The organism is Brucella sp. LJL56 (assembly GCF_054871705.1).
Genome location: NZ_JBTXLQ010000001.1, coordinates 1251200 through 1272620 on the forward strand (window position 1 = coordinate 1251200; position 21421 = coordinate 1272620).

Consider the following 21421-nt stretch of genomic DNA (forward strand, 5'->3'; position numbering starts at 1 on the left):
GGGCGCGGTATGGCGATAATTCAAGTGGTTGAAGAGCAGAGACAGGCAAGCTGTTCCGGCACATTTGACAATGCCAAACCGGTCTCTACCGCCACCCGATGAACAAGTTCACATACCCGAAAGCTTCTTGCTAACAGGTTGCACAGGTGAAACTGGATTGAGACCGGTATTAATTAGGCAAAGTCTACCTCAATGCGCCAATGCTCTTCGAAGAAGCGATTAACACAGTATCAACTGCAAAGGTAGCCCACGCTGAAGTTCTGTTGCGGGAATTGCGTCGTGCAATTCGCATATAACGACTTATTGCAAGCCAATATTCTTTGTTACCACTGAACTGGAAGTGAAACATCAGATGAAAGAGCGCCTGCATCTCTCAAGAAAATGGTCGGAGTGAGAGGATTCGAACCTCCGACCCCCTCGTCCCGAACGAGGTGCGCTACCAGGCTGCGCTACACTCCGTGACCATGTGGCCGTAACCATTGAGGCGGCTTATAACGCCCCAAATTTCAAGCTGCAAGTGCATCTTGCCGTTTTTTTAAATGCCTGACTTGAAAAGTCGGAAACGGCTTTCAGGCGTTCTGCATATGAAAACAGGATACTTTTTCAGTTTGTTATCGATAGGCGTCACACAGCGGCAAAAATAGGCAATGCTCCACCGCCGAAAGCGACAAAATTAGGGTTGGCAAAACCAGCGACGCCTTCGCTAATGCGTTGACCGTAGAAGAGCGGCGCACCCTCGAACGTCGTGGTAAGGCCGCCAGCGGCGCGCAAAACGGCATCGCCCGCTGCCGTATCCCATTCCATCGTCGGGCCGAAACGTGGATAGATGTCGGCCTCTCCACTCGCGATCAGACAAAACTTCAACGACGAGCCAATGGAAACACAACTGCTGATCCCATTGTCGTTCAGGAATTTTTCCGTCTCAGGGTTCTTATGGGACCGGCTGCAGACGGCCACGCGCTCTGGCCCGTGAACACGCACGGCTATCCCACGCCGTGATCCAATCGCATGATCTTTGGTCGTTGTTATTTCTTCAGCGTCATTGCTGTTTCCAATAAACAAGCGATTGCGAACCGGTGCATAAACGATGCCGAGAACCGGAACGCCATCCTCGATCAGACCTATATTCACCGTGAAATCGCCGTTACGCAGCAGAAATTCACGTGTTCCATCCAGGGGATCGACCAATAGAAACCGCCGGCCCAACTGCGACGGCAAACGTCCCGCCGCCACTTCTTCTTCTGCCACAACAGGAATATCTGGGGCAACTGAAGCGATTGCCGCAAGAATGATGGCCTCCGCGTCACGGTCTGCTTCCGTGACGGGCGAAGCATCTTTTTTGCTCTGAACCGCGCAACCATTGGCATAGTGCCTCATGATAACGCGCCCCGCCTCCAGCGCAGCTTCCTGCAGGACGCCAAGCATTGCTTTGCCGTTTGGATCGGTTTTGGGGGAGGCTGAAATCTTCATTGCTCAGATTGACCAGGAATCGCTGCCATAACTGCCGATGATACCACGTTCGGCAAGATACTTTTCTACTTCTGCCACGAGTTCGTCAACGTCACCATCTGTCGTATTCAGGCGAAGTTCCGGTGAAATGGGTGCTTCATAAGGAGAATCAATGCCGGTGAAAGCCTTGATTTCGCCGCGCAGAGCCTGTGCATAAAGCCCTTTCGGATCGCGGGCGATGCATTCCTCTATCGGTGTATCCACGAAAATCTCCACAAACTCACCTTCCGGCAACCGGGCGCGAATACGATCCCGCTCGGCTCGAAATGGCGAGATGAAGGAGACCAGCACGACCAGTCCGGCATCAGTCATCAACCGGGCGACCTCTCCAACACGGCGGATATTCTCTGCCCGATCCTCCTCGGAGAAACCCAGATCGCTGTTGAGACCGTGGCGGACATTGTCGCCATCCAGCAAATAAGTGTGCTTACCGAGCGCATGGAGACGCTGTTCCAGTCGGTTTGCGATGGTGGATTTGCCGGAGCCGGACAGACCCGTGAACCACAGTACAGCCGGTTTCTGGAATTTCTGTGCTGCGCGTGTCTGCTTGTCGAGGTCGAAGGATTGCAGATGCACATTCGTCGCCTGACGAAGAGCGCTATCGATCATTCCAGCACCAACAGTCGCGTTTGTAAGCCGGTCGATCAATACGAACGCGCCCGTTACACGATTATCGGCGTAAGGATCGAACGCAATCTGATCCACCGTCTGGAGACGGCAAAGTCCGATCTCGTTGAGATCGAGGCGGGATGCTTCCTGACGGGTGAAGCTATCGACATCGGTTCGGTATACGATCTCGTTGATCGTTACCGGCGTCTGATCGGTCTCCGTACGCAGAATATAAGACCGGCCGGGATGCAACGCCTCCTCGCCAAACCAGACTATATTGGCCGAGAACCGGTCGGCCACTTCGGGCCGAGCTTCCGTTCCCACCAGCATATTGCCGCGCGAAACCTCGATCTCGTCCTCCAGAACCAGTGTGACAGCCTGCCCTTCGGACGCGCGCGGCAGATCACCGTCATAGGTGGCAATACGCTTTACGCGGGATGTCTTGCCTGATTTGGCAACCACGACAGAATCACCGACGCTGATCGAACCGGATGCCACGGTGCCGGAGAAACCGCGAAAATCGAGATTGGGCCGGTTCACATATTGCACCGAAAAACGAAAGGGCTTGGCCGCTGCCTCCGTGTCGATGCGCACGGTTTCCAGATGTTCGAGCAAATGCGGTCCCTCATACCAGTCCATGCGTGGCGATGGCAGGGTGACATTGTCGCCGAAACGCGCCGAAAGCGGAATCGGCTGGATGCTGACAAAGCCAAGTTCTTCGGCAAAGCTCATATAGTCCGCGACGATGCGCTCGAAGGCCTCTTGCGAAAAATCGACCAGATCGATCTTGTTCACAGCCAGTACGATGTGACGGATGCCAAGTGCGGCGGCAATGAAGGAATGGCGCCGCGTTTGAGTCAGCACGCCCTGACGGGCATCGATGAGCACGATAGCGAGATCGGCAGTCGAGGCACCGGTTGCCATATTGCGCGTATATTGCGCATGACCCGGCGTGTCTGCGACGATGAATTTGCGGCGTGGCGTCGAAAAGAAGCGATAGGCGACATCGATGGTGATCCCCTGCTCCCGTTCGGCTTCCAGCCCGTCGACCAGCAACGCAAAATCGAAGTCGTCATCCGTGGTACCGAACTTGCGGCTGTCGTTCTTCAATGAAGCAAGCTGATCCTCGAAGATCAGTTTCGTGTCGTAGAGCAGACGCCCGATGAGCGTTGACTTACCATCATCTACTGACCCGCAGGTGAGAAAGCGCAGAAGTGTCTTTCGCTCCTGATCGGCCAGAAAATCGCTAACCGCGGCATTGGTCGCAACAGGCTTGATTATCGCATTCATCAGAAATAGCCCTCGCGCTTCTTTTTCTCCATCGATCCGGCTTCGTCGCGATCGATCGCGCGGCCTTGCCGCTCGGACGTACGGGCAATCAGCATTTCTTCGACAATATCGGAGAGGTCTGCCGCGCTTGATTCAATGGCACCCGTCAGCGGATAGCAGCCAAGCGTGCGGAATCGTACCAGTCGGTTTTCTACCTGTTCGTCCGGACGCAACTTCATACGCTCGTCATCGACCATGATCAGCATGCCATCGCGTTCGACCACCGGGCGATGCGCTGCAAAATAAAGCGGCACGATGGGGATATTCTCCTGCAGGATATATTGCCAGATATCGAGTTCGGTCCAGTTCGACAGCGGAAAGACGCGGATCGACTCTCCGGCGGAAACACGCGTATTATAGATTTTCCACATTTCCGGACGCTGGTTCTTGGGGTCCCAGCCATGTTGCGCGTTACGGAAAGAAAAGATGCGCTCCTTGGCGCGCGATTTCTCCTCGTCGCGACGAGCACCACCAAAAGCGGCATCGAACTTGTATTTGTCGAGCGCCTGCCGCAAGGCGACTGTCTTCATGACATGGGTGTGGACATTCGATCCATGGCTAAAAGGACCAATACCCTCGCGCACGCCATCTTCGTTGATATGAACGAGCAGCTCAAAACCCTTTTCACGTGCCTGGGCATCGCGAAACGCGATCATCTCGCGAAACTTCCATGTCGTATCAACATGCAGAAAAGGAAAGGGCGGCGGCGCTGGATAAAATGCCTTCATCGCCAGATGCAGCATCACCGACGAATCCTTGCCGACCGAGTAAAGCATTACCGGATTGGAGAAGGTTGCTGCGACCTCGCGAAAAATATGGATCGCTTCCGCCTCAAGGCGCTGAAGATGTGTCAGGTTCTTGGTCAGGGATGCATGATGCACGACTACTTACTCCCGGCAACCGGATGGGGATTCGATACTGGCGGGAGGGATGGCGAATGCCTTCATCCGGCGCAGGTGCGGCAAAAGCCGCGATGCGCGCATTGTCGTGAAATGATGCGGGAAAGTGAAAGAACCCTATCGCGTATTGCGACCGGCTTGCGCGAAAAACTTACCGTATTTGCAAGCAGGGCCGGAACAAACTTGCGCGCGCTGGAAAAAGCTGGTTTTCGGCCAAGCCACGGAAAATCATACAATTTTTGTGATATTTAACGGCTTTTCGCTGTGGAGCTGCCCGTCATTCGGGCAGCTCCACAGCAAATTATTACTTGGCAAGGCTCGCCTGAACATCGTTGAGCGTCGCTTCGAGTGCGGACACCATCGTATCGATCTGCTGATCGTTGATGATGAGTGGCGGACAGAAGGCAAGCGTGTCGCCCATTGCGCGGGAAATGACGCCCCGCTCCTGAAGAGCCGCATTTGCCTGAGCTCCCAGCGCACCAGCCTGTTCAAGACCTGTCTTGGCCTGTTTGTCGGTGACAAGCTCGACACCGGCAATGAGACCAACACCACGCACTTCGCCGACCAGCGGGTGATCCTGCAACTCACGCAGGCGCTTCTGCATATAGGTACCGCGGTCGCGCGCATTGGCGACCAGATCACGCTCTTCGATAATGGCAAGGTTTTCCAGCGCGACTGCTGCTGCCACCGGATGGCCTGATGCGGTGAAGCCCGTACCAAGCGTGCCGATTTTGTGGCTTTCCTCGGCAATCGGCGCGTAGACACGCTCATTGATGAGGAAGGCCGATATCGGGAGATAGGATGACGATAGCTGCTTCGACATGACCAGAATGTCCGGCTTCATGTCAAAAGTCTGGCTGCCGAACAGATTGCCCGTCCGTCCGAAACCGCAAATGACTTCATCGGCGACCAGCAGAATATCGTAGCGCTTGAGAACTGCCTGCACCTTTTCCCAATAGGTTTTGGGCGGCACGACCACGCCACCGGCACCCATCACCGGCTCGCCGATAAAGGCGGCGATGGTGTGAGGACCCTCGGCAAGGATCAGTTGCTCCAGTTCATCCGCCAGTCGCGTTGCAAACTGTTCTTCAGTCTCACCGGCCAGCCCTTCGCGATAGTGATGCGGACAACCGGTATGCAGAATGCGGTCGATCGGCAGATCGAAGGAACGATGGTTGTTGGGCAGACCCGTCAGGCTGGCAGAGGCAATCGTCACGCCATGATAGCCACGCTTGCGCGAGATTATTTTCTTGCGTTCCGGTTCGCCGAGCGCATTGGAACGATACCAGATCAGCTTAATGACCGTATCGTTGGCCTCGGAGCCTGAATTGGTGAAGTAAGCCTTGCTCATCGGCACGGGCGCCATGGAGACAAGCTTTTCGGCCAGATCGATGACCGGGCCGTGCGAACGGTAGGAAAATGTATGATAGAAAGGCAGCTTCTTCATCTGCCGTGCAGCAGCTTCCGCCAGACGTGGTTCCGAAAAGCCCACGCCGACGCTCCAAAGTCCTGACATCGCTTCGATATAGCGCTTGCCCGATACATCTTCGACGTAAATGCCATCGCCACGCTCGATGACAAGCGGGCCTTCCGCTTCGAGGCGGACAGCATCGGTATAGGAATGGAGATGATAACGGATATCGCGGGCTTCTAGAGAGTTTGGCTGAGCAGTCATTCATTGATCCTCCGGGAAAGATAATGAATTAGTAGCCCGTTTCAGAAAAAGCGCAAACCGGAAAGCCGCTGAAAATTGCCCTTCGGATCAAACCGCCGAGGGACTTGGAAAAGATTTAGAGAAGACCAAACGTGCGGGCCTTGGCCACCGCCTGAACCTTGTTGACCGCAACCAGTTTTGTAAGCACGTTGCTGATGTGAAAATTCACCGTGCGTGTAGAAATGTTGAGGATGGTGCCGATGATCTCGGCAGTCTTTCCCTCACTCGTCCAACGCAGAATTTCCCGTTCACGCATCGTCAGGTTCACTTCCGAAACGCAATTCATCGTCGGAACATCGAGATGTTCATACATGGACAGATGCAGAAGATTGGCTGCGATCTGTATCTGACGCCGCAACATCGAAATCTCGCCAGAAGACAATGCCGGACCACTTCTCAGGAAAGACAACATTCCGAATACACCTTGAGCCGCCCAGCATGGCTGGGAAATTCCGACCTTGAGGCCGAAGCGCTGTGCATCCGCCCAAATCTGCGGCGCATCTGCAAACAGCTTTGGCGACCAGACCAAAGGCTCAATGCTGTTCAATGCCTTGCGAACCAATGGGTCCAGATCCGCATATTTTCTGGCCGCATAGTGATCGATCCATTCTTGCGGCAATGAACCAAAGCTAAGCCACTTGACCACACCGTTTAACAAAGGAACGCGCATGACATAGGCCGTATGTGCAAAACCGCACTGCTTGGCATAGGCATTTATGTATTCAAGGAGCTGTCCGGCATCGTCAGCAGATTGCATGGATTCATAAATTTGTTCCCATTTCATTGCAGACTTCCCAAAGAAAAATATAACAATTGATGATTATTGAAATTCGAAGCATTTAAATAAAATGCCAACAAATCGATAACACACTCCTGTAATCTTCTCCAAATACTAATCATAAATATGGGATTATTCATTAGCCAATATTATATTGTCCTAAATTACACTTAACTTTATTCTTCTCTTAATTATTACGTAAGGCGAAAATTCCGACGCTGCGATAGAGCCAGATGCTAAAATATGAAACGCCAAGCCGATGCAGCCGCGTCGGCTGGTTTGTAGCCGATGCATAAATACAAACCAGCCAAACGCGCGCAGCGCATCTGTCAAAACTACGAGTATATGAGATTAGGTTAATTTAACTGCGGCATTTATCACGCCGCAGCCTCTTCCGAACTCGCCCCCGGGGTGTAATTGAGGATCGGCGCAAGCCAGCGCTCGACCTCCTCAACCGCCATTCCCTTGCGGCTTGCGTAATCCTCGACCTGATCGCGCTCGACCTTGGCCACACCGAAATAATAGCTTTCCGGATGGCCGATATAGAGACCCGATACTGAAGAACCGGGCCACATCGCATAGCTTTCAGTCAGTTCCACGCCAGTGTTCGCGGTGGCGTCCAAAAGGCGGAACAGCGCGGTCTTTTCGGTATGGTCCGGCTGGGAGGGGTAGCCTGGAGCCGGACGAATACCCTTGTAAGGCTCGCCGATCAGTTCTTCGGGCGTATAGGCTTCGTCAGCCGAATAGGCCCAGAACTCCTTACGGACGCGCTCATGCATCAATTCCGCAAAGGCTTCCGCAAAACGATCAGCCAGCGCTTTCACGAGAATGGCCGAGTAATCGTCATTGGCGCGTTCGAAACGTTCGGCTATCGCCACTTCACCGATACCTGCCGTGACGACAAAGCCGCCGACATAATCCTGCTTCCCGCTTTCGACAGGAGCCACGAAATCGGACATCGCCACATTCGGACGACCATCGCGCTTGCTCAATTGCTGGCGCAGCGTGAAGAAAGTGGCGAGCTCCCGCTCGCGGCTCTCGTCGGTGAAAAGCCGGATATCATCGCCCACCGCATTGGCTGGCCAGAAGCCGACGACAGCTTTCGGCGTGAACCAATTTTCGTCGATGACTTTCTTCAGCATCGCCTGCGCGTCGTCCCAGAGCTGCCGGGCGGCTTCGCCCTGCTTCTCGTCTTCAAGAATTGCCGGATAGCGGCCTTTCAACTCCCAGGTCTGGAAGAACGGCGTCCAGTCGATATAACGGGCGATTTCGGCCAGATCGTAATCGTCGAAAGTCTTCGTGCCGGTGAATGTCGGCTTTGTCGGAACAAAGCTATCCCAGTCAAGCTTATGCGCATTGGCACGGGCACGAGCGATCGGCAGGCGCTGTTTTTCTGCTTCATTGCGCGCATGAGCCGCCGCGACCTTGGCATATTCTCCGCGCAGACCGTCAATATAGGCCTGCTTACCTTCCGGCGACAGCAGGCTCGAAACCACACCAACTGCACGGCTGGCGTCGATGACATAGACCGCCTGTCCGCGCTCATAACGCGGATGAATCTTCACCGCCGTATGGACACGGCTGGTCGTCGCGCCGCCGATCAGAAGCGGAATATCAAAACCCTCGCGCTCCATTTCTGCTGCCACATGCGCCATTTCGTCGAGCGAAGGCGTGATGAGACCGGAAAGACCGATGATATCCACCTTTTCGTCACGTGCGACTTGCAGAATTTTCTGCGACGGCACCATGACACCGAGATCGATGATTTCGTAATTGTTGCAGGCAAGCACGACCCCGACGATATTCTTGCCAATATCGTGCACATCGCCCTTCACGGTCGCCATCAGCACCTTGCCGGCGCTCTGACGTTCGCTGTCGCTGACCCCATTTTCAGCATTGCGGCGCTTTTCCTCCTCCATATAGGGCAGGAGGACGGCCACAGCCTGCTTCATCACCCGGGCGGACTTGACCACCTGGGGCAGGAACATCTTGCCCGCACCGAACAGATCACCAACCACGTTCATGCCGGCCATCAGCGGGCCTTCGATAACATGCAGCGGGCGTTCGGCAGACTGCCGCGCCTCTTCCGTATCGGCTTCAATATATTCAGTAATGCCGTTGACCAGCGCATGTTCAAGGCGCTTTGCCACCGGCCATTCGCGCCAAGTGAGATCCTGCACCCTGGCTTCCTTGGAACCTGAATCGCGGAAGCGCTCGGCGAGTTCCAGCAGACGTTCCGTCGCATCTGAACGGCGGTTCAGCACTACGTCCTCGCAGGCTTCACGCAACTCTGGATCGATGGCATCGTAAACCGCGAGCTGACCGGCATTGACGATACCCATATCCATCCCCGCCTGAATGGCGTGATACAGGAACACGGCATGCATCGCCTCGCGCACCGGCTCATTACCGCGGAACGAGAAGGAAAGGTTCGACACGCCACCCGAGACATGGACATGCGGCAAGGTCGCCATGATCTTGCGTGTCGCTTCAATGAAATCGACACCGTAATTATTGTGTTCTTCGATACCGGTCGCCACCGCAAAGATGTTCGGATCGAAGATGATGTCTTCCGGTGCGAAGCCGACCTGTTCGGTCAGAATCTTATAGGCCCGTGTACAGATTTCGATCTTGCGCGCCTCGGTATCGGCCTGTCCGGTTTCATCGAAAGCCATCACGACAACTGCCGCGCCATAGGCGCGAACGAGCTTCGCATGATGAATAAAAGCTTCCTCGCCTTCCTTCATCGAGATGGAGTTGACCACTGCCTTGCCCTGAACGCATTTCAGGCCAGCCTCGATCACCTCCCATTTGGAGCTGTCGATCATGATCGGCACGCGGGCAATATCCGGCTCGGCAGCAATCAGATTGAGGAATTCGACCATGGCCTTTTCGGAATCGATCAGGCCTTCATCCATGTTGATGTCGATGATCTGGGCGCCATTGACCACCTGATCGCGCGCCACATCAAGAGCGGCGGCAAAGTCACCGGCCTTGATCAGTTTGCGGAACCGGGCGGAACCGGTGACGTTGGTGCGCTCGCCGACATTGACGAAAGGAATATCCTCGGTCAGCGTGAAGGGCTCAAGACCCGAAAGGCGCATCAGCGGCGCGACCTTGGCAGGCTTGCGCGGCGGGTGTTTTGCAACAGCCTCAGCAATGGCGCGGATATGTTCCGGCGTCGAGCCGCAGCAACCGCCGACCACATTGACCATGCCATCACGCGCGAAGCCTTCGATCTGGGCGGCCATCGCTTCCGGCGTTTCGTCATACTGGCCGAACTCGTTCGGCAAACCGGCATTCGGATAGGCGCAGATGAACGTATCCGCGATCGTCGACAATTCGTCGAGATGGGCGCGCATGGCGTTTGCGCCGAGCGCGCAATTGAGGCCGATAGTGAACGGCTTGGCGTGACGCAGCGAGTGCCAGAAAGCCGTCGGCGTCTGGCCCGACAGGGTGCGGCCGGAAAGATCGGTGATCGTGCCGGAAATCATCACCGGCAGAAAGATGCCCTTTTCCTCGAACACTTCCTCCGATGCAAAGACTGCCGCCTTGGCATTCAGCGTGTCGAAGATGGTTTCGATCAGGATGATGTCGGAACCGCCATCGATCAGCCCCCGGATTTGCTCGGCATAGGCAATGCGCAGATCATCGAAGGTGACAGCGCGGAAGCCGGGATTATTGACATCCGGCGAAAGGGAAGCGGTGCGGTTTGTCGGCCCAAGAGCGCCCGCAACGAAACGGCGGCGACCGTCCTTCTGCTCGGCGCGCAAGGCGGCGCGACGCGCAAGGCGCGCACCGTCGCGGTTCAGTTCGTAGACCTGCTCTTCCATGCCATAATCGGCCTGGGCAATTGTCGTGGACGAAAAGGTGTTCGTTTCGAGAATATCCGCGCCCGCGATGGCGTAAGCGTAGTGGATTTCCTCGATAGCCTTGGGCTGCGTCAGGGTCAGAAGGTCATTATTGCCCTGAAGCTGACAGTCGCAGGCGCCGAAGCGCTCACCCCGGAAATGTTCTTCATGAAAACCAAGCCCCTGAATCTGGGTTCCCATCGCACCGTCGAGGATCAGGATGCGCTCCCGCGCTGCCTTGGTGAGAGCTGCAAGCACTTCTGAGCCATCCGGCTGCGCTGCCGTTGCACCAAAAAGATCTTCGAGGGAAGACGCCATAAAACACCGCCTGTATTCAATCTGTTATCAGGCAACAGAATTTGCTCGGACACGCAAACCCGAATTGCCCTTCATACGCATATCACGGAAGTCGCTTAATGACATAAACATATCTTTATGTCAATTCGGAGCAAATATTTCCCAGTTTGTTATTCGGGCATCACCGATCTATTGCCGAGACCAAGAAATCGTGACTGCGCAAGGCCACCGCTCTGCCACAATGTCCGGCCTAGAATAACCGCAGGGACGATATGTGTTGTTCATTTTTACGCGCATCTTATCCGAAAACCGTTTCACACTTTTCGGTATGCGCTGTGAGGAGAGACCTATGAAAAGGTTTGCTTATTCCCTGTTTGCCGCATGTTTGTCACTCGGCATGGGATTATCCGCTGTTGCCGGGACCGCGAATGCGGCACAGCCGTCTCTGATGACGACGCCGTCCGCACAGACCTCGGCACTGAATGTACAGAATGTTCAGTATTACGACTACCGTGGTGACCGCCGCTATTGGCGGGAGCATCGCCGTCACTGGCGGCATGATCGTCCGCGCTACCGTCCATACTATAGGTATGATCGCCGTTATTGGGGACCGCCGCCCGCCTATCGCTACCGTCCGGCTCCGATCTACCGTGGCGGCAACCCGCACGTGCGCTGGTGCTACAACCGCTATCGCTCTTATCGGGCCTACGACAACACGTTCCAGCCCAATTACGGGCCGCGGCGCCAGTGCTACTCGCCATATCTCTGAATCAAAAAAGCCCCGGATAGTCCGGGGCTTTTCCTGAATGAAATAATTTAGAAATCAGGTGACGTAGGCACCGATTGAAGCCGCAACCAGTCCGATCGCAACCGCGATCATCACGCCATAAACGCGCGGCCTGTCAAACAGGACGGCAAACGCCGCGAACCAACTGACAACCGCAGCACCCAGCGCGAATAAAAAGCCCGGCTTGTCACCGTGGTACAGGTTCGCCGCCATAAGGCCGCCGATAATCAGCGCACCAAAAACGATCATCAACCCTGTGGCATATCGCTCGTAATCGTCCATTTAAATTCCTCGGTTCCGCTCCCGCCGTGACAGGTGCCGGAAACTCTCGTCAATCCGTTTGGCCATTTAAGGGCATTGGCCGGTCGCCATCACACAATCATTATTCGTGTCGTTCTTCAACCATTTCACTGCGCCATTTTCCGCAATTGTTACGACTTTTCACGTGAACGTTCCTATCGTTACCCGATAACCGGCGTTTGTCCCGTTCAAAACCATGCTAATATTACTTCCATGGAATCGTCAGGCGTCACCATTTTCGAAACAGAGATCGGACCGTGCGGCATTGCTTGGCGCGGCCAGAAGATTGTGGGTGTCGAGATCGGAGACACTGACGAGAAGGAAACTCGTTATCGGCTCGGTGAGCGGTTTCCCGGCGCAGAAGATACCGACATGCCAGCTTTCGTTACCCAAGCAGTCCGGGGTGTGCGTGCACTTCTGACAGGCGCTGATGTCGATTTTTCAGGCACACCGCTGGCGCTCGATACCCAACCCGATCTCAACCGGCAGGTTTATGAAATCATTCTTGAACTAAAACCGGGCGAGACGACGACATATGGTGCGATTGCCAGGCGGATCGGGGATGTGAGCCTGTCGCAGGCTGTCGGCTATGCGCTGGGCAAAAACCCGTTCCCGATCATTGTACCATGCCATCGGGTTCTCGGTTCCAATGGCAAGGTAGGCGGCTTTTCGGCGGCAGGAGGGACTGCGACGAAACTGAAGCTTCTCAATATCGAGCGCGCCAAAATCTCTAGCGAACCCGATCTGTTCGGCGGCCTACCGCTGCAGGAAAAACCGCTGACCGACTGGTAATCAGCGCTTATCGGTCACAACATCTGCGGAAAGGCGCAATTCGCGCATCGGACGCACCAGTTGTGTCGTCGCGTCGTAGGTCGGATGTTTCTTGAAAGCGAAAAGCGCCTCCTCATCCTTGAACTCGGCATAGACGACGAGATCGATGCGGTCGCACATCGGATCGACCTTGGAATTTGGCAGAACTTCAAAAAGGTCAGCATGGGGAATGGTGGCAAGCTGCTCCAGCCCTTTCCTGACCGTCTCGATATCCTGACCTTGCCTGACGCTGAAAAAAACGATGTGCCGGATCACGCCTCGACTCCTTGAAACTATTGAGGCGTGTCTAGCGCATCAAAGCGCGCAGAAAAATGGCAAATTTGAGCGATGTGCCTAACTTGCCTGGACACGACGCCAGGCAAACCCGCCTTCCGGCACGGAACCGCGTCCGGGCTGATAATAGCCGGGCGTATCGACAAGACGATTTTCGCCGAGGCGGCTCTGGGCAACCTTGTTCGTCACCTGCAGGCTATCGAAGCCCGTGCGCAGCATCAGGGCGGCCTGATCGATCAGCACATCGCCAATGGCGCGCAATTCACCCGCAAACCCCTCGCGGCGCAAAATCTCGGCCTTGGAATAGGAGCGACCGTCATTGAAGGCCGGGAACTGCAAGGCGATCAGCGGCAGGCTGCCCAGATCACCCAGCAGCGGTTCGATGGCTTCGCCCGGTGCAACCGAAACGCCGATCCGGCGATTGGAGGCGCGGCGGCGCTCCTCATCCAGTCCAAGCCAGACGGCCAGCGGAATGATGATCGCCGGGGCATCGCCCGCCGCTTCAAGATCGTCGGCAAAGACATAATCGTCTTCGCGAAAGCCATCGGCAGACCAGAGTTTGGTTTCGTTGATATCGCTCATTTCCGGTCACCTGCTCCCAGATTCTTCAAGCTGTCGGACAGACCCGACAGATGGATGCCGCATTCTGTCTTTTCCGATCCCGCCCAGCGTCCGGCACGCTGGTCTTCGCCGTCGCTCACAGGCCGCGTGCAGGGCATGCAGCCGATGGAACGGTAGCCCTGCCCGGTCAGGGGATGCGGCGGCAGATCATGTTTTTCGGCATAGGCCTTCAGATCGGCTGCCTGCAAACGCGCCAGCGGATTGATACGAATACGCGGGCCGACCGATTCAAACGTTGCCAGGCTTTCGCGCGTCGAAGCCTGAAACTGCTTGCGACCCGTCATCCAGGCCCGATAAGGGGCCACGGCACGCGCCATCGGCTCGACCTTGCGGATGAAGCAGCAGCGGTCCTTGTCGGTCATCGACAGGGCGCCAAATGGATCGTCCGCCTTGAGACTATCCTCAAGCGGCAGGATATCCTGCACATCGGTCAATCCCAGTCGGTCCACCAGATCATGACGATAATCGAGCGTTGCCCGAAAGTGCTTTCCCGTATCGAGAAACAGAACCGGTGTCGCCGGATCAATTTCCGAGATCATGTGCAGAAGCACCGCCGATTCCGCCCCGAAGGAGGAGACGACCGCGATCTGCCCCTCATAAAGTTCGCGCGTGACGAGCGCGATCACTTCCTGCGGGGTAGACGCACCGTGGCTTGCCTCCAGAAGGCGGGCTTCGGCGCTGGCACTTTCTTCAGCATCAAGCTGCACGGCTTATTTCTCCATAAAGCGCGCGTTTGAACGGCTCCATGCCAACGCGGCGATAGGCGGCAAGGAAGGTTTCATCCGGGCTTTCCCGCAAGGACAGATAGGTGTCCACTACCGTTTCGATGGCATCAACCACCTCTTCCGACGAGAAGCCGCGACCAGTGATGTCACCGATGGTCGAATGCTCGTCCGCCGAACCGCCAAGCGTGATCTGATAAAGTTCCTCACCCTTTTTCTCGACGCCCAGAATGCCGATGTGGCCGACATGGTGATGGCCGCAGGCATTGATGCAGCCGGAAATCTTGATCTTGAGATCGCCGATTTCAAGCTGGCGCTGCTGGTCGCCGAAGCGCTCGGAAATACGTTGCGCCACCGGAATGGAACGCGCATTGGCAAGGGCGCAGTAATCAAGACCGGGGCAGGCGATGATGTCGGTGATGAGACCGGCATTCGGCGTCACCAGACCATCCGATTGCAGCAAATCATAGACGGCTGCGAGATCAGCTTTGGCCACGTGCGGCAAAACCAGATTTTGTTCGTGGCTGACGCGGATTTCATCGAAGGAATAGGTTTCGGCAATATCCGCCACCAGCTCCATCTGTTCAGCACTTGCATCACCGGGAATGCCGCCGATGGGCTTGAGTGAAATGGTGACGACCGCATAATCCGGGTTCTTGTGCGGTGTGACATTGCGCGCCACCCAGCTTGCAAATTCCGCATCGGCCTTCTGGGTAACGGCCAGCACTTCCCAGCCTTCCGGCCGTTGCGGCAGGTTCGGCATGCGAAAATAGCTTTCGATGGCGTCGATATCGCGCTGCGGCAGCTTCAGCTCACCGTGGCGGATATCTTCCCATTCGGCATCAATCTCGCGGGTAAGCTCTTCGACGCCCGTTTCATGGACGAGAATCTTGATGCGCGCCTTGAACTTGTTGTCGCGACGGCCATGCAGATTATAGACGCGCACGATTGCCGTCACATAGGTCAGCATGTCCTCGATCGGCAGGAAGTCGCGGATTTTCTTTGCCACCATCGGCGTGCGACCCTGACCGCCGCCAATATAGACTGCCAGTCCCAGATCACCTGCCTCGTTCTTCTTCAACTGCAAGCCGATGTCATGCACCTGAATGGCAGCACGGTCATGCTCCGAGCCGACAATGGCAATCTTGAACTTGCGCGGCAGATAGGAAAACTCTGGATGCAGCGACGACCACTGACGCAGAATTTCGGCGAAAGGACGCGGATCGGCCACTTCGTCGGCGGCAGCGCCCGCGAAATGGTCGGCAGTCACGTTGCGAATGCAATTGCCGGAGGTCTGGATAGCGTGCATCTCGACTTCCGCCAACTCTTCCAGAATACGCGGCACGTCCTTCAGGGCCGGCCAGTTATACTGGATATTCTGGCGCGTGGTGAAATGGCCGAAGCCACGGTCATAGACGCGGGCAATCGACCCAAGCCTGCGCAGTTGGCGGCTCGACAGCGTGCCATAGGGGATTGCCACGCGCAGCATATAGGCGTGCAATTGCAGATAAAGGCCGTTCATCAGACGCAGCGGCTTGAACTGGTCTTCGGTCAGCTCGCCAGTCAGGCGGCGCTCAACCTGATCCTTGAACTGGGCGACGCGGGCCGCAACAAAATCGCGGTCGAATTCATCATAACGGTACATGGTTTAATCCAAATTCAGGAGGCGCGCTTCAATTCAGGCTTTTCGAGTGGCAAATCGCCAAAGGTCACGATGGTCGGGCCGGAAAGGCGGATGCGCTCGCGCAAGCGGATCGGGTAAAGCCCCTCCTCGCGCTCCTCGACATCGATCACATTCACATCAACGACCAGATTGGCTTTCGCTGCAACCTTGCCGGCATCTTCAAGTGCCGCAACCGCTTCGGCGTGACGGGCGATCAGCACGCCATCGATGGTCTCCTGCCACGAACCATCGGCACCGAGCCACACAGCCTGTCCGTCGATCAGCCGGTTTGCAGTGAGAACTTTTACGACCATTTCCAAACTCCAAACTTTTGTTTTTGAGCGCATCTTGTCCGAAAACCGCTGCACACTTTTCGGGATGCGCTCTTAGGCTGCGACGGAAACCGGCTTGAGAGCCAGCGCTTCGGCTTTATCGATTGCGGCACCAGCGACCGCATCGCCAATGATCACCATGACCGGGCCGGAAAGCTCCCTACGGCTTTCCAGATCCGGCAAATCCTTCAGCGTGCCATGGAACAGGCGTTTGTCCTGTCGGCTCGCATTTTCCACCACCGCCACGGCGGTATCTTCGTGCAGGCCCGCACCAATCAGCCGCGCGGCAACCGATGCCGCGACCGTCGAGCCCATATAAACGGCAATCGTTGCACCGGAGACGGCGAGCTTCGCCCAGCCCGGCAGCACATCACCCGTCATGTCATGGCCAGTCGTGAACACCAGCGACGAGGCGACGCCGCGCAGCGTCAGCGGCAATTCCATATCGGCAGCGGCGGCAAAGGCAGAAGTGATGCCGGGCACGATTTCGAAACCGATACCAGCGGCACGCAGCGCTGCCATTTCCTCGCCTGCGCGCCCGAACACCAGCGGATCGCCGGATTTCAGCCGCACAACGCGCTTGCCTTCCCGCCCCAGCGTAACCAGCAGACGGTTGATCTCTTCCTGGCTTTTGGAATGGCAACCCTTGCGCTTGCCGACGGCAAGCCGCTCGGCGTCACGACGGCCCATGGCAATGATGCCTTCCGGCACCAGCGCATCATGCACGATGACATCGGCTTCCATCAAAGCGCGATGCGCGCGCAAGGTCAGCAGGTCTTCAGCACCCGGACCAGCGCCGACCAGCCATACATAACCGGCAGCATTGTCGCTCTGCTCGATCAGGTCGCTTGCAGCCTTGTAAGCTTCCACGTGGTCGCCACTTTCAATGGCGCTGGCGACACGGCCCGAAAAGAACCCGCGCCAGAAACTGCGGCGCGCCAGCCCCTTGGGCAGTGCGCGCTCGACCAGCGGCCGCCAGCTCTCGGCGAAATGCGCAAGCTCACCAAGGCGCGGCGAAAAGGCAGCATCGATACGTGCCCGAACCATCTGCGCCAGAACCGGAGCTGTCCCTTCCGAACCAATTGCAATCGTCAGCGGCGCACGGTTGACGATGGCAGGCGTCAGGAAGTCGCAAAGTGCTGGACGGTCGACGACATTGACCGGAACCCTCTCGGCCTTGACCACGGCAGCAACGGCGCGATCCTGAGTTTCATCGCCGGTCGCCACGAAAACGAGCTTTGCGCCGTCAACATGTTCGGGCGCAAAGGGTGCTGAAACATGCTCCACACCATGGTTCGCGATGAAATCGGCCAGATGATGTTCCGTTTCTTCGGCAACGATGCGAAGGCGCGCAGATGTCTGCGCCACGAGGCGCGCCTTGTTCAAAGCTTCCTCGCCGCCGCCAACGACGACAACCACCTCTTCCGACACCCGGAAGAAGGCAGGAAAATCAGCCAGTAAACGCTTTTGCGGTAGAGACACGGCGCGATCCTTGGGAGCATTTCCAGCGAAAGTGGATACCGGTTTCGCGTGCGGAAATGCATCTGGTAAAAAGATGGCGCCATTATCCATGGAGAGCGGGAGATTTATAAGAAACGGGCTTGCGCGTGAAAATCACGGCGAGCATCACTTTTTCTCAAAACAGCCGATTGCGGGATTTTCATTCCCCGGAATGATCCCAATATACCCCACAATTTTTATAGGATTTACATAAGCTTATAGGTAATTTCCGGCCGTGAAGAATGCCGGAACATGTTTGGGCCACCGTCGTGGCAGCACGGCAATCAGGTCGAAACGCAACGACAGACGGGCTTGGTCAGGCTGGCGTTGCAGCCAGAGATCGGCTGCGGCTTCGATACGACGCATGGCCTGCGGTGTGACGGCCAATTGCGCTGCTTCCAGACTGCTCCGCGCCTTGACCTCGACGATGAGCACCAGATTGCCTCGGCGCGCGATCAGATCGATTTCGCCAAGTCGCGTTCGATAGCGCCGCGCGATAATCCGAAAGCCTTTCAGAAGAAGAAGCACGGAAGCCAAGCGTTCGGCGGTGTGTCCGCGAAAGAAAGCAGTTCGCTTTTTCTCGCGGAGGTCTGTCATCGCTGATCCGATTTCAGTTGCATGAGGCGCTGATAGAGAACCGATTTCTGTCCGCCAGTCATGCGCGCGGCCTCGCCTGCAGCTTTGGATGGCGGCAGCTCGTCGGCAAGTGACAGGAGCAGCTTGTCGATGTCTTCCTCGCTTTGCGGAATGGTGTTGCCTGTCGGCGGGCCGACCAGCAGAACGACTTCGCCACGAATGCGATCCTCGCCGTCAAATTCCGTTGTAAGCTCGCCCAGCGGTGCAGTGCGAATGGTCTCGTAAGCCTTGGTCAGTTCGCGGCAGAGCGCGCCCATACGATCCGGGCCGAACACTTCAGCCATTTCCGCCAGCGTCGCCGCTGTCCGGTTTGGCGATTCATAGAACACCAGCGTTGCATCGATGCCCTTGAGGCTTTCGAGCTTCGTCTGCTTTTGCCCGTGCTTGGACGGCAGAAAGCCGCAGAACATGAAGGCGTCGGTCGGCAAGCCCGAAGCAGCAAGTGCGGCCAGAACGGCGGAAGCTCCCGGAATAGGAACGACGCGAATACCCGCCTCGCGCGCTTCGCCCACCAGACGGAAACCGGGATCGGAAACGAGCGGCGTACCGGCATCAGACACCAGCGCAACGCTTTTGCCCGCTGTGAGCGCCGCAATCAGCTTTTCACCGGCTTCTGCGGCATTGTGCTCGTGATAGCTGATCGGACGGCGGGAAATGCCGTAGCGGTCGAGAAGAACGCGGGTTACGCGCGTATCTTCACAGGCCAGAATATCGACGGAAGCCAGCGTTTCGATGCCGCGCAGCGTCATGTCGCCAAGATTGCCGATCGGCGTCGACACAATATAAAGCGCGGGCTCCAGCGGACGGGCACGCATGGCCGTGCCGCCCACCACATAATCGCGCCGTGCGTCGCCAATATTCTGGGCGCCTGTTTCTTCCGTCATTCTACGTCCTTTATGCGGCCAGATCGGCCACGAGCGCATCCAGCACCAGCGCACCATCCGGCGTTGCGCGAATGATGCTGCCGCCCATCGGCTCGATCATGCCCTCAGCGATCAGTTTCGCCAGACGCTTCTGGTCAACATCGTGACCCGACAGCCGCTTGTAGCGATCCAGATCGATGCCTTCGCGCAGACGAAGCCCCATCATCAGGAACTCGTCGCCCTCCTGCCCGCCATCAAGATATTCTTCCTCGATAATACCGTGGCCGTGTCGCTCAACCTTGTCGAGCCAGGTTTCCGGATGCTTTTCCGTAATCGTTACGGTGCGAACGTCATTTTCCACGAAACGGCCATGCGCGCCGGGACCGATCCCGACATATTGCCCATAGCGCCAATAGACGAGATTGTGCTGGGACTCACGCCCCGGCACCGCATGGTTGGAAACTTCATAGGCCGGAAGACCGTGCTCTGCCGTAATCCTCTGCGTTTCCTCATAGAGCGCTGCGGCGTGATCCGGCTCCGGCGTGGTCAGCTTTCCGGCCTTCCAGAGATTATAGAACTGCGTACCTTCCTCTATCGTAAGCTGGTAGAGCGAGAGGTGATCGGCAGCCAGTCCGATGGCCTCCTTCAGCTCTTGACGCCATGCCTCGATGCTCTGGTTCGGACGCGCATAGATCAGATCGAAGGACAGGCGCGGAAAAATCTCGCGCGCCAGACGAATGGCAGCCTTCGCTTCCTCGACCGAATGCATGCGCCCGAGACGGCGCAAGTCGGGGTCGTTTAGCGCCTGAATGCCGAGCGACACGCGATTGACGCCTGCCGCGCGATAGCCGCGAAAACGGTCGGCCTCCACACTGGTCGGGTTGGCTTCCAGCGTCACTTCGATGTCCGGTGCGACAGTCCAATGCGACGCAATACTGTCGAGTAGCGCGCCCACAGTTTCGGGCTGCATCAACGATGGCGTGCCGCCGCCCAGAAAAATACTGGTGACGGTGCGCGGGCCGGTGCGTTCGCGCAGCGTTTCCATCTCGCGCCGGAACGCTTCGGAAAAACGAGCCTGATCCACCGGCTTGTGACGGACATGGCTGTTGAAGTCGCAATAAGGGCATTTGGCCAGACAGAACGGCCAATGCACATAAACGCCGAACGCATTTTCCCCGTTTACCCGCGCGATAGGAAACGCGCTGGCAGCATCAATTGCCTGCAAATGGGGAAAGAGCTTGTTCATTTTGCGGAAGCCTGCTCCACGTTGAGCGCCTTTTCGGCAAAAAGCTTGAAGGCCCGGGCGCGGTGCGACAAGGCCGAAGCGTCGCCCGGCTTCCAGCCATGCTTTTCCTCGGCGGTCATTTCGCCAAAGGTCTTGTCATGGCCGTCCGGCAGGAACACCGGATCATAGCCGAAACCGGTCGTGCCGCGTGGAGGCCATATCAACACGCCTTCCACCTCTCCGCGAAAATATTCCGCTTCGCCATCCGGCCATGCAAGGCAAATGACTGAGACGAAACGCGCGCCGCGCTTGTCTGGGCCCGTGGCACCCTTTTCCTGCAGAAGATCCTCGACCTTGCGCATCGCCATGTCGAAATCACGCGTGCCGTCTTCAGTCTCGGCCCAGTTGGCGGTGTAGACGCCGGGCTCGCCGTCCAATGCATCGACCATCAGGCCGGAATCGTCGGACAAGGCGGGCAACCCGGTGGCTTCGGCTGCGGCAAAGGCCTTGATATAGGCGTTTTCCTCAAACGTGGTGCCGGTCTCATCCGGCTCCGGCAGGCCAAGTGCCGCAACAGAGCTGACATCGAAACCAAACGGGCCGATCAGCCCGTCGAATTCCTTCAGCTTGCCCGCATTGTGCGAGGCGACAATCAGCTTGCCCTTTTCCAGCGTTCTCATTT

19 protein-coding genes and 1 tRNA gene are annotated in these 21421 nt (G+C 56.8%); 2 read left to right on the forward strand and 18 right to left on the reverse strand.

Annotated features, from left to right (window positions below; all coding sequences use genetic code 11):
- Positions 1–382: 382 nt before the first annotated feature.
- The 7 genes from ACYSN1_RS06060 to metH form a co-directional block, all read right to left on the reverse strand.
- Positions 383–459 (reverse strand) — tRNA-Pro (locus tag ACYSN1_RS06060).
- A 165-nt stretch (positions 460–624) separates the two neighbouring features.
- Positions 625–1470, reverse strand: a complete 846-nt coding sequence (gene cysQ, locus ACYSN1_RS06065) for a 3'(2'),5'-bisphosphate nucleotidase CysQ (protein WP_461724832.1) — start codon at positions 1468–1470, stop codon at positions 625–627.
- 3 nt (positions 1471–1473) lie between these two features.
- Positions 1474–3408 carry a sulfate adenylyltransferase subunit CysN gene (gene cysN / locus ACYSN1_RS06070; RefSeq protein ID WP_461724833.1) on the reverse strand — a complete coding sequence of 645 codons (1935 nt, stop codon included), beginning with the start codon at positions 3406–3408 and terminating at the stop codon, positions 1474–1476.
- Positions 3408–4328 carry a sulfate adenylyltransferase subunit CysD gene (gene cysD, locus ACYSN1_RS06075; protein ID WP_461724834.1) on the reverse strand — a complete coding sequence of 307 codons (921 nt, stop codon included), beginning with the start codon at positions 4326–4328 and terminating at the stop codon, positions 3408–3410. The genes cysN and cysD overlap by 1 nt, the downstream gene beginning before the upstream one ends.
- Before the next feature lie 322 nt (positions 4329–4650).
- Positions 4651–6021 (reverse strand): aspartate aminotransferase family protein, encoded by a 1371-nt coding sequence (locus ACYSN1_RS06080; protein ID WP_151645954.1) that lies wholly within the window; start codon positions 6019–6021, stop codon positions 4651–4653.
- A gap of 115 nt (positions 6022–6136) precedes the next feature.
- On the reverse strand, positions 6137–6844 hold the full coding sequence (locus ACYSN1_RS06085) for a LuxR family transcriptional regulator (protein WP_461724835.1): 708 nt from the start codon (positions 6842–6844) through the stop codon (positions 6137–6139).
- Between the two features lie 371 nt (positions 6845–7215).
- Positions 7216–11007 carry a methionine synthase gene (gene metH, locus ACYSN1_RS06090; RefSeq protein ID WP_461724836.1) on the reverse strand — a complete coding sequence of 1264 codons (3792 nt, stop codon included), beginning with the start codon at positions 11005–11007 and terminating at the stop codon, positions 7216–7218.
- Positions 11008–11335: 328 nt separating this feature from the next.
- Here metH and ACYSN1_RS06095 point away from each other — a divergent pair, with 328 nt between their 5' ends.
- Positions 11336–11755 carry a BA14K family protein gene (locus tag ACYSN1_RS06095; RefSeq protein ID WP_461724837.1) on the forward strand — a complete coding sequence of 140 codons (420 nt, stop codon included), beginning with the start codon at positions 11336–11338 and terminating at the stop codon, positions 11753–11755.
- 54 nt (positions 11756–11809) lie between these two features.
- Here ACYSN1_RS06095 and ACYSN1_RS06100 read toward each other — a convergent pair whose 3' ends face one another.
- On the reverse strand, positions 11810–12055 hold the full coding sequence (locus ACYSN1_RS06100) for a hypothetical protein (RefSeq protein WP_140020297.1): 246 nt from the start codon (positions 12053–12055) through the stop codon (positions 11810–11812).
- A 231-nt stretch (positions 12056–12286) separates the two neighbouring features.
- Here ACYSN1_RS06100 and ACYSN1_RS06105 point away from each other — a divergent pair, with 231 nt between their 5' ends.
- On the forward strand, positions 12287–12865 hold the full coding sequence (locus ACYSN1_RS06105) for a methylated-DNA--[protein]-cysteine S-methyltransferase (RefSeq protein ID WP_461724838.1): 579 nt from the start codon (positions 12287–12289) through the stop codon (positions 12863–12865).
- Here ACYSN1_RS06105 and ACYSN1_RS06110 read toward each other — a convergent pair whose 3' ends face one another.
- From ACYSN1_RS06110 to rdgB, 10 genes are all read right to left on the reverse strand, one after another.
- Complete coding sequence (locus ACYSN1_RS06110) at positions 12866–13159, reverse strand: Dabb family protein (RefSeq protein WP_461724839.1); 294 nt, start codon at positions 13157–13159, stop codon at positions 12866–12868.
- 78 nt (positions 13160–13237) lie between these two features.
- A complete protein-coding gene (locus tag ACYSN1_RS06115) occupies positions 13238–13759 on the reverse strand; it encodes a DUF934 domain-containing protein (protein WP_461724840.1) in 522 nt (173 codons plus the stop codon).
- Positions 13756–14505, reverse strand: coding sequence for a phosphoadenylyl-sulfate reductase (locus ACYSN1_RS06120; RefSeq protein ID WP_461724841.1), 750 nt, complete (start codon positions 14503–14505; stop codon positions 13756–13758). Before ACYSN1_RS06120 ends, ACYSN1_RS06115 begins: the two co-directional genes overlap by 4 nt.
- Positions 14495–16165, reverse strand: coding sequence for a nitrite/sulfite reductase (locus tag ACYSN1_RS06125; RefSeq protein ID WP_461724842.1), 1671 nt, complete (start codon positions 16163–16165; stop codon positions 14495–14497). The genes ACYSN1_RS06120 and ACYSN1_RS06125 overlap by 11 nt, the downstream gene beginning before the upstream one ends.
- A gap of 14 nt (positions 16166–16179) precedes the next feature.
- Positions 16180–16497: a DUF2849 domain-containing protein gene (locus ACYSN1_RS06130; RefSeq protein ID WP_461724843.1), complete on the reverse strand. Its 318-nt coding sequence runs from the start codon at positions 16495–16497 to the stop codon at positions 16180–16182.
- Between the two features lie 72 nt (positions 16498–16569).
- Positions 16570–17997, reverse strand: a complete 1428-nt coding sequence (gene cysG / locus ACYSN1_RS06135; RefSeq protein WP_461724844.1) for a siroheme synthase CysG — start codon at positions 17995–17997, stop codon at positions 16570–16572.
- Between the two features lie 234 nt (positions 17998–18231).
- A complete protein-coding gene (locus ACYSN1_RS06140) occupies positions 18232–18612 on the reverse strand; it encodes a YraN family protein (RefSeq protein ID WP_461724845.1) in 381 nt (126 codons plus the stop codon).
- Positions 18609–19535, reverse strand: coding sequence for a 16S rRNA (cytidine(1402)-2'-O)-methyltransferase (gene rsmI, locus ACYSN1_RS06145; protein WP_461724846.1), 927 nt, complete (start codon positions 19533–19535; stop codon positions 18609–18611). The genes ACYSN1_RS06140 and rsmI overlap by 4 nt, the downstream gene beginning before the upstream one ends.
- A gap of 10 nt (positions 19536–19545) precedes the next feature.
- On the reverse strand, positions 19546–20760 hold the full coding sequence (hemW, locus tag ACYSN1_RS06150) for a radical SAM family heme chaperone HemW (RefSeq protein ID WP_461724847.1): 1215 nt from the start codon (positions 20758–20760) through the stop codon (positions 19546–19548).
- The gene (gene rdgB / locus ACYSN1_RS06155; RefSeq protein WP_461724848.1) at positions 20757–21419 is read right to left on the reverse strand and encodes an RdgB/HAM1 family non-canonical purine NTP pyrophosphatase; all 663 of its coding nucleotides are present in this window, start codon (positions 21417–21419) and stop codon (positions 20757–20759) included. The genes hemW and rdgB overlap by 4 nt, the downstream gene beginning before the upstream one ends.
- Positions 21420–21421 lie beyond the last annotated feature (2 nt).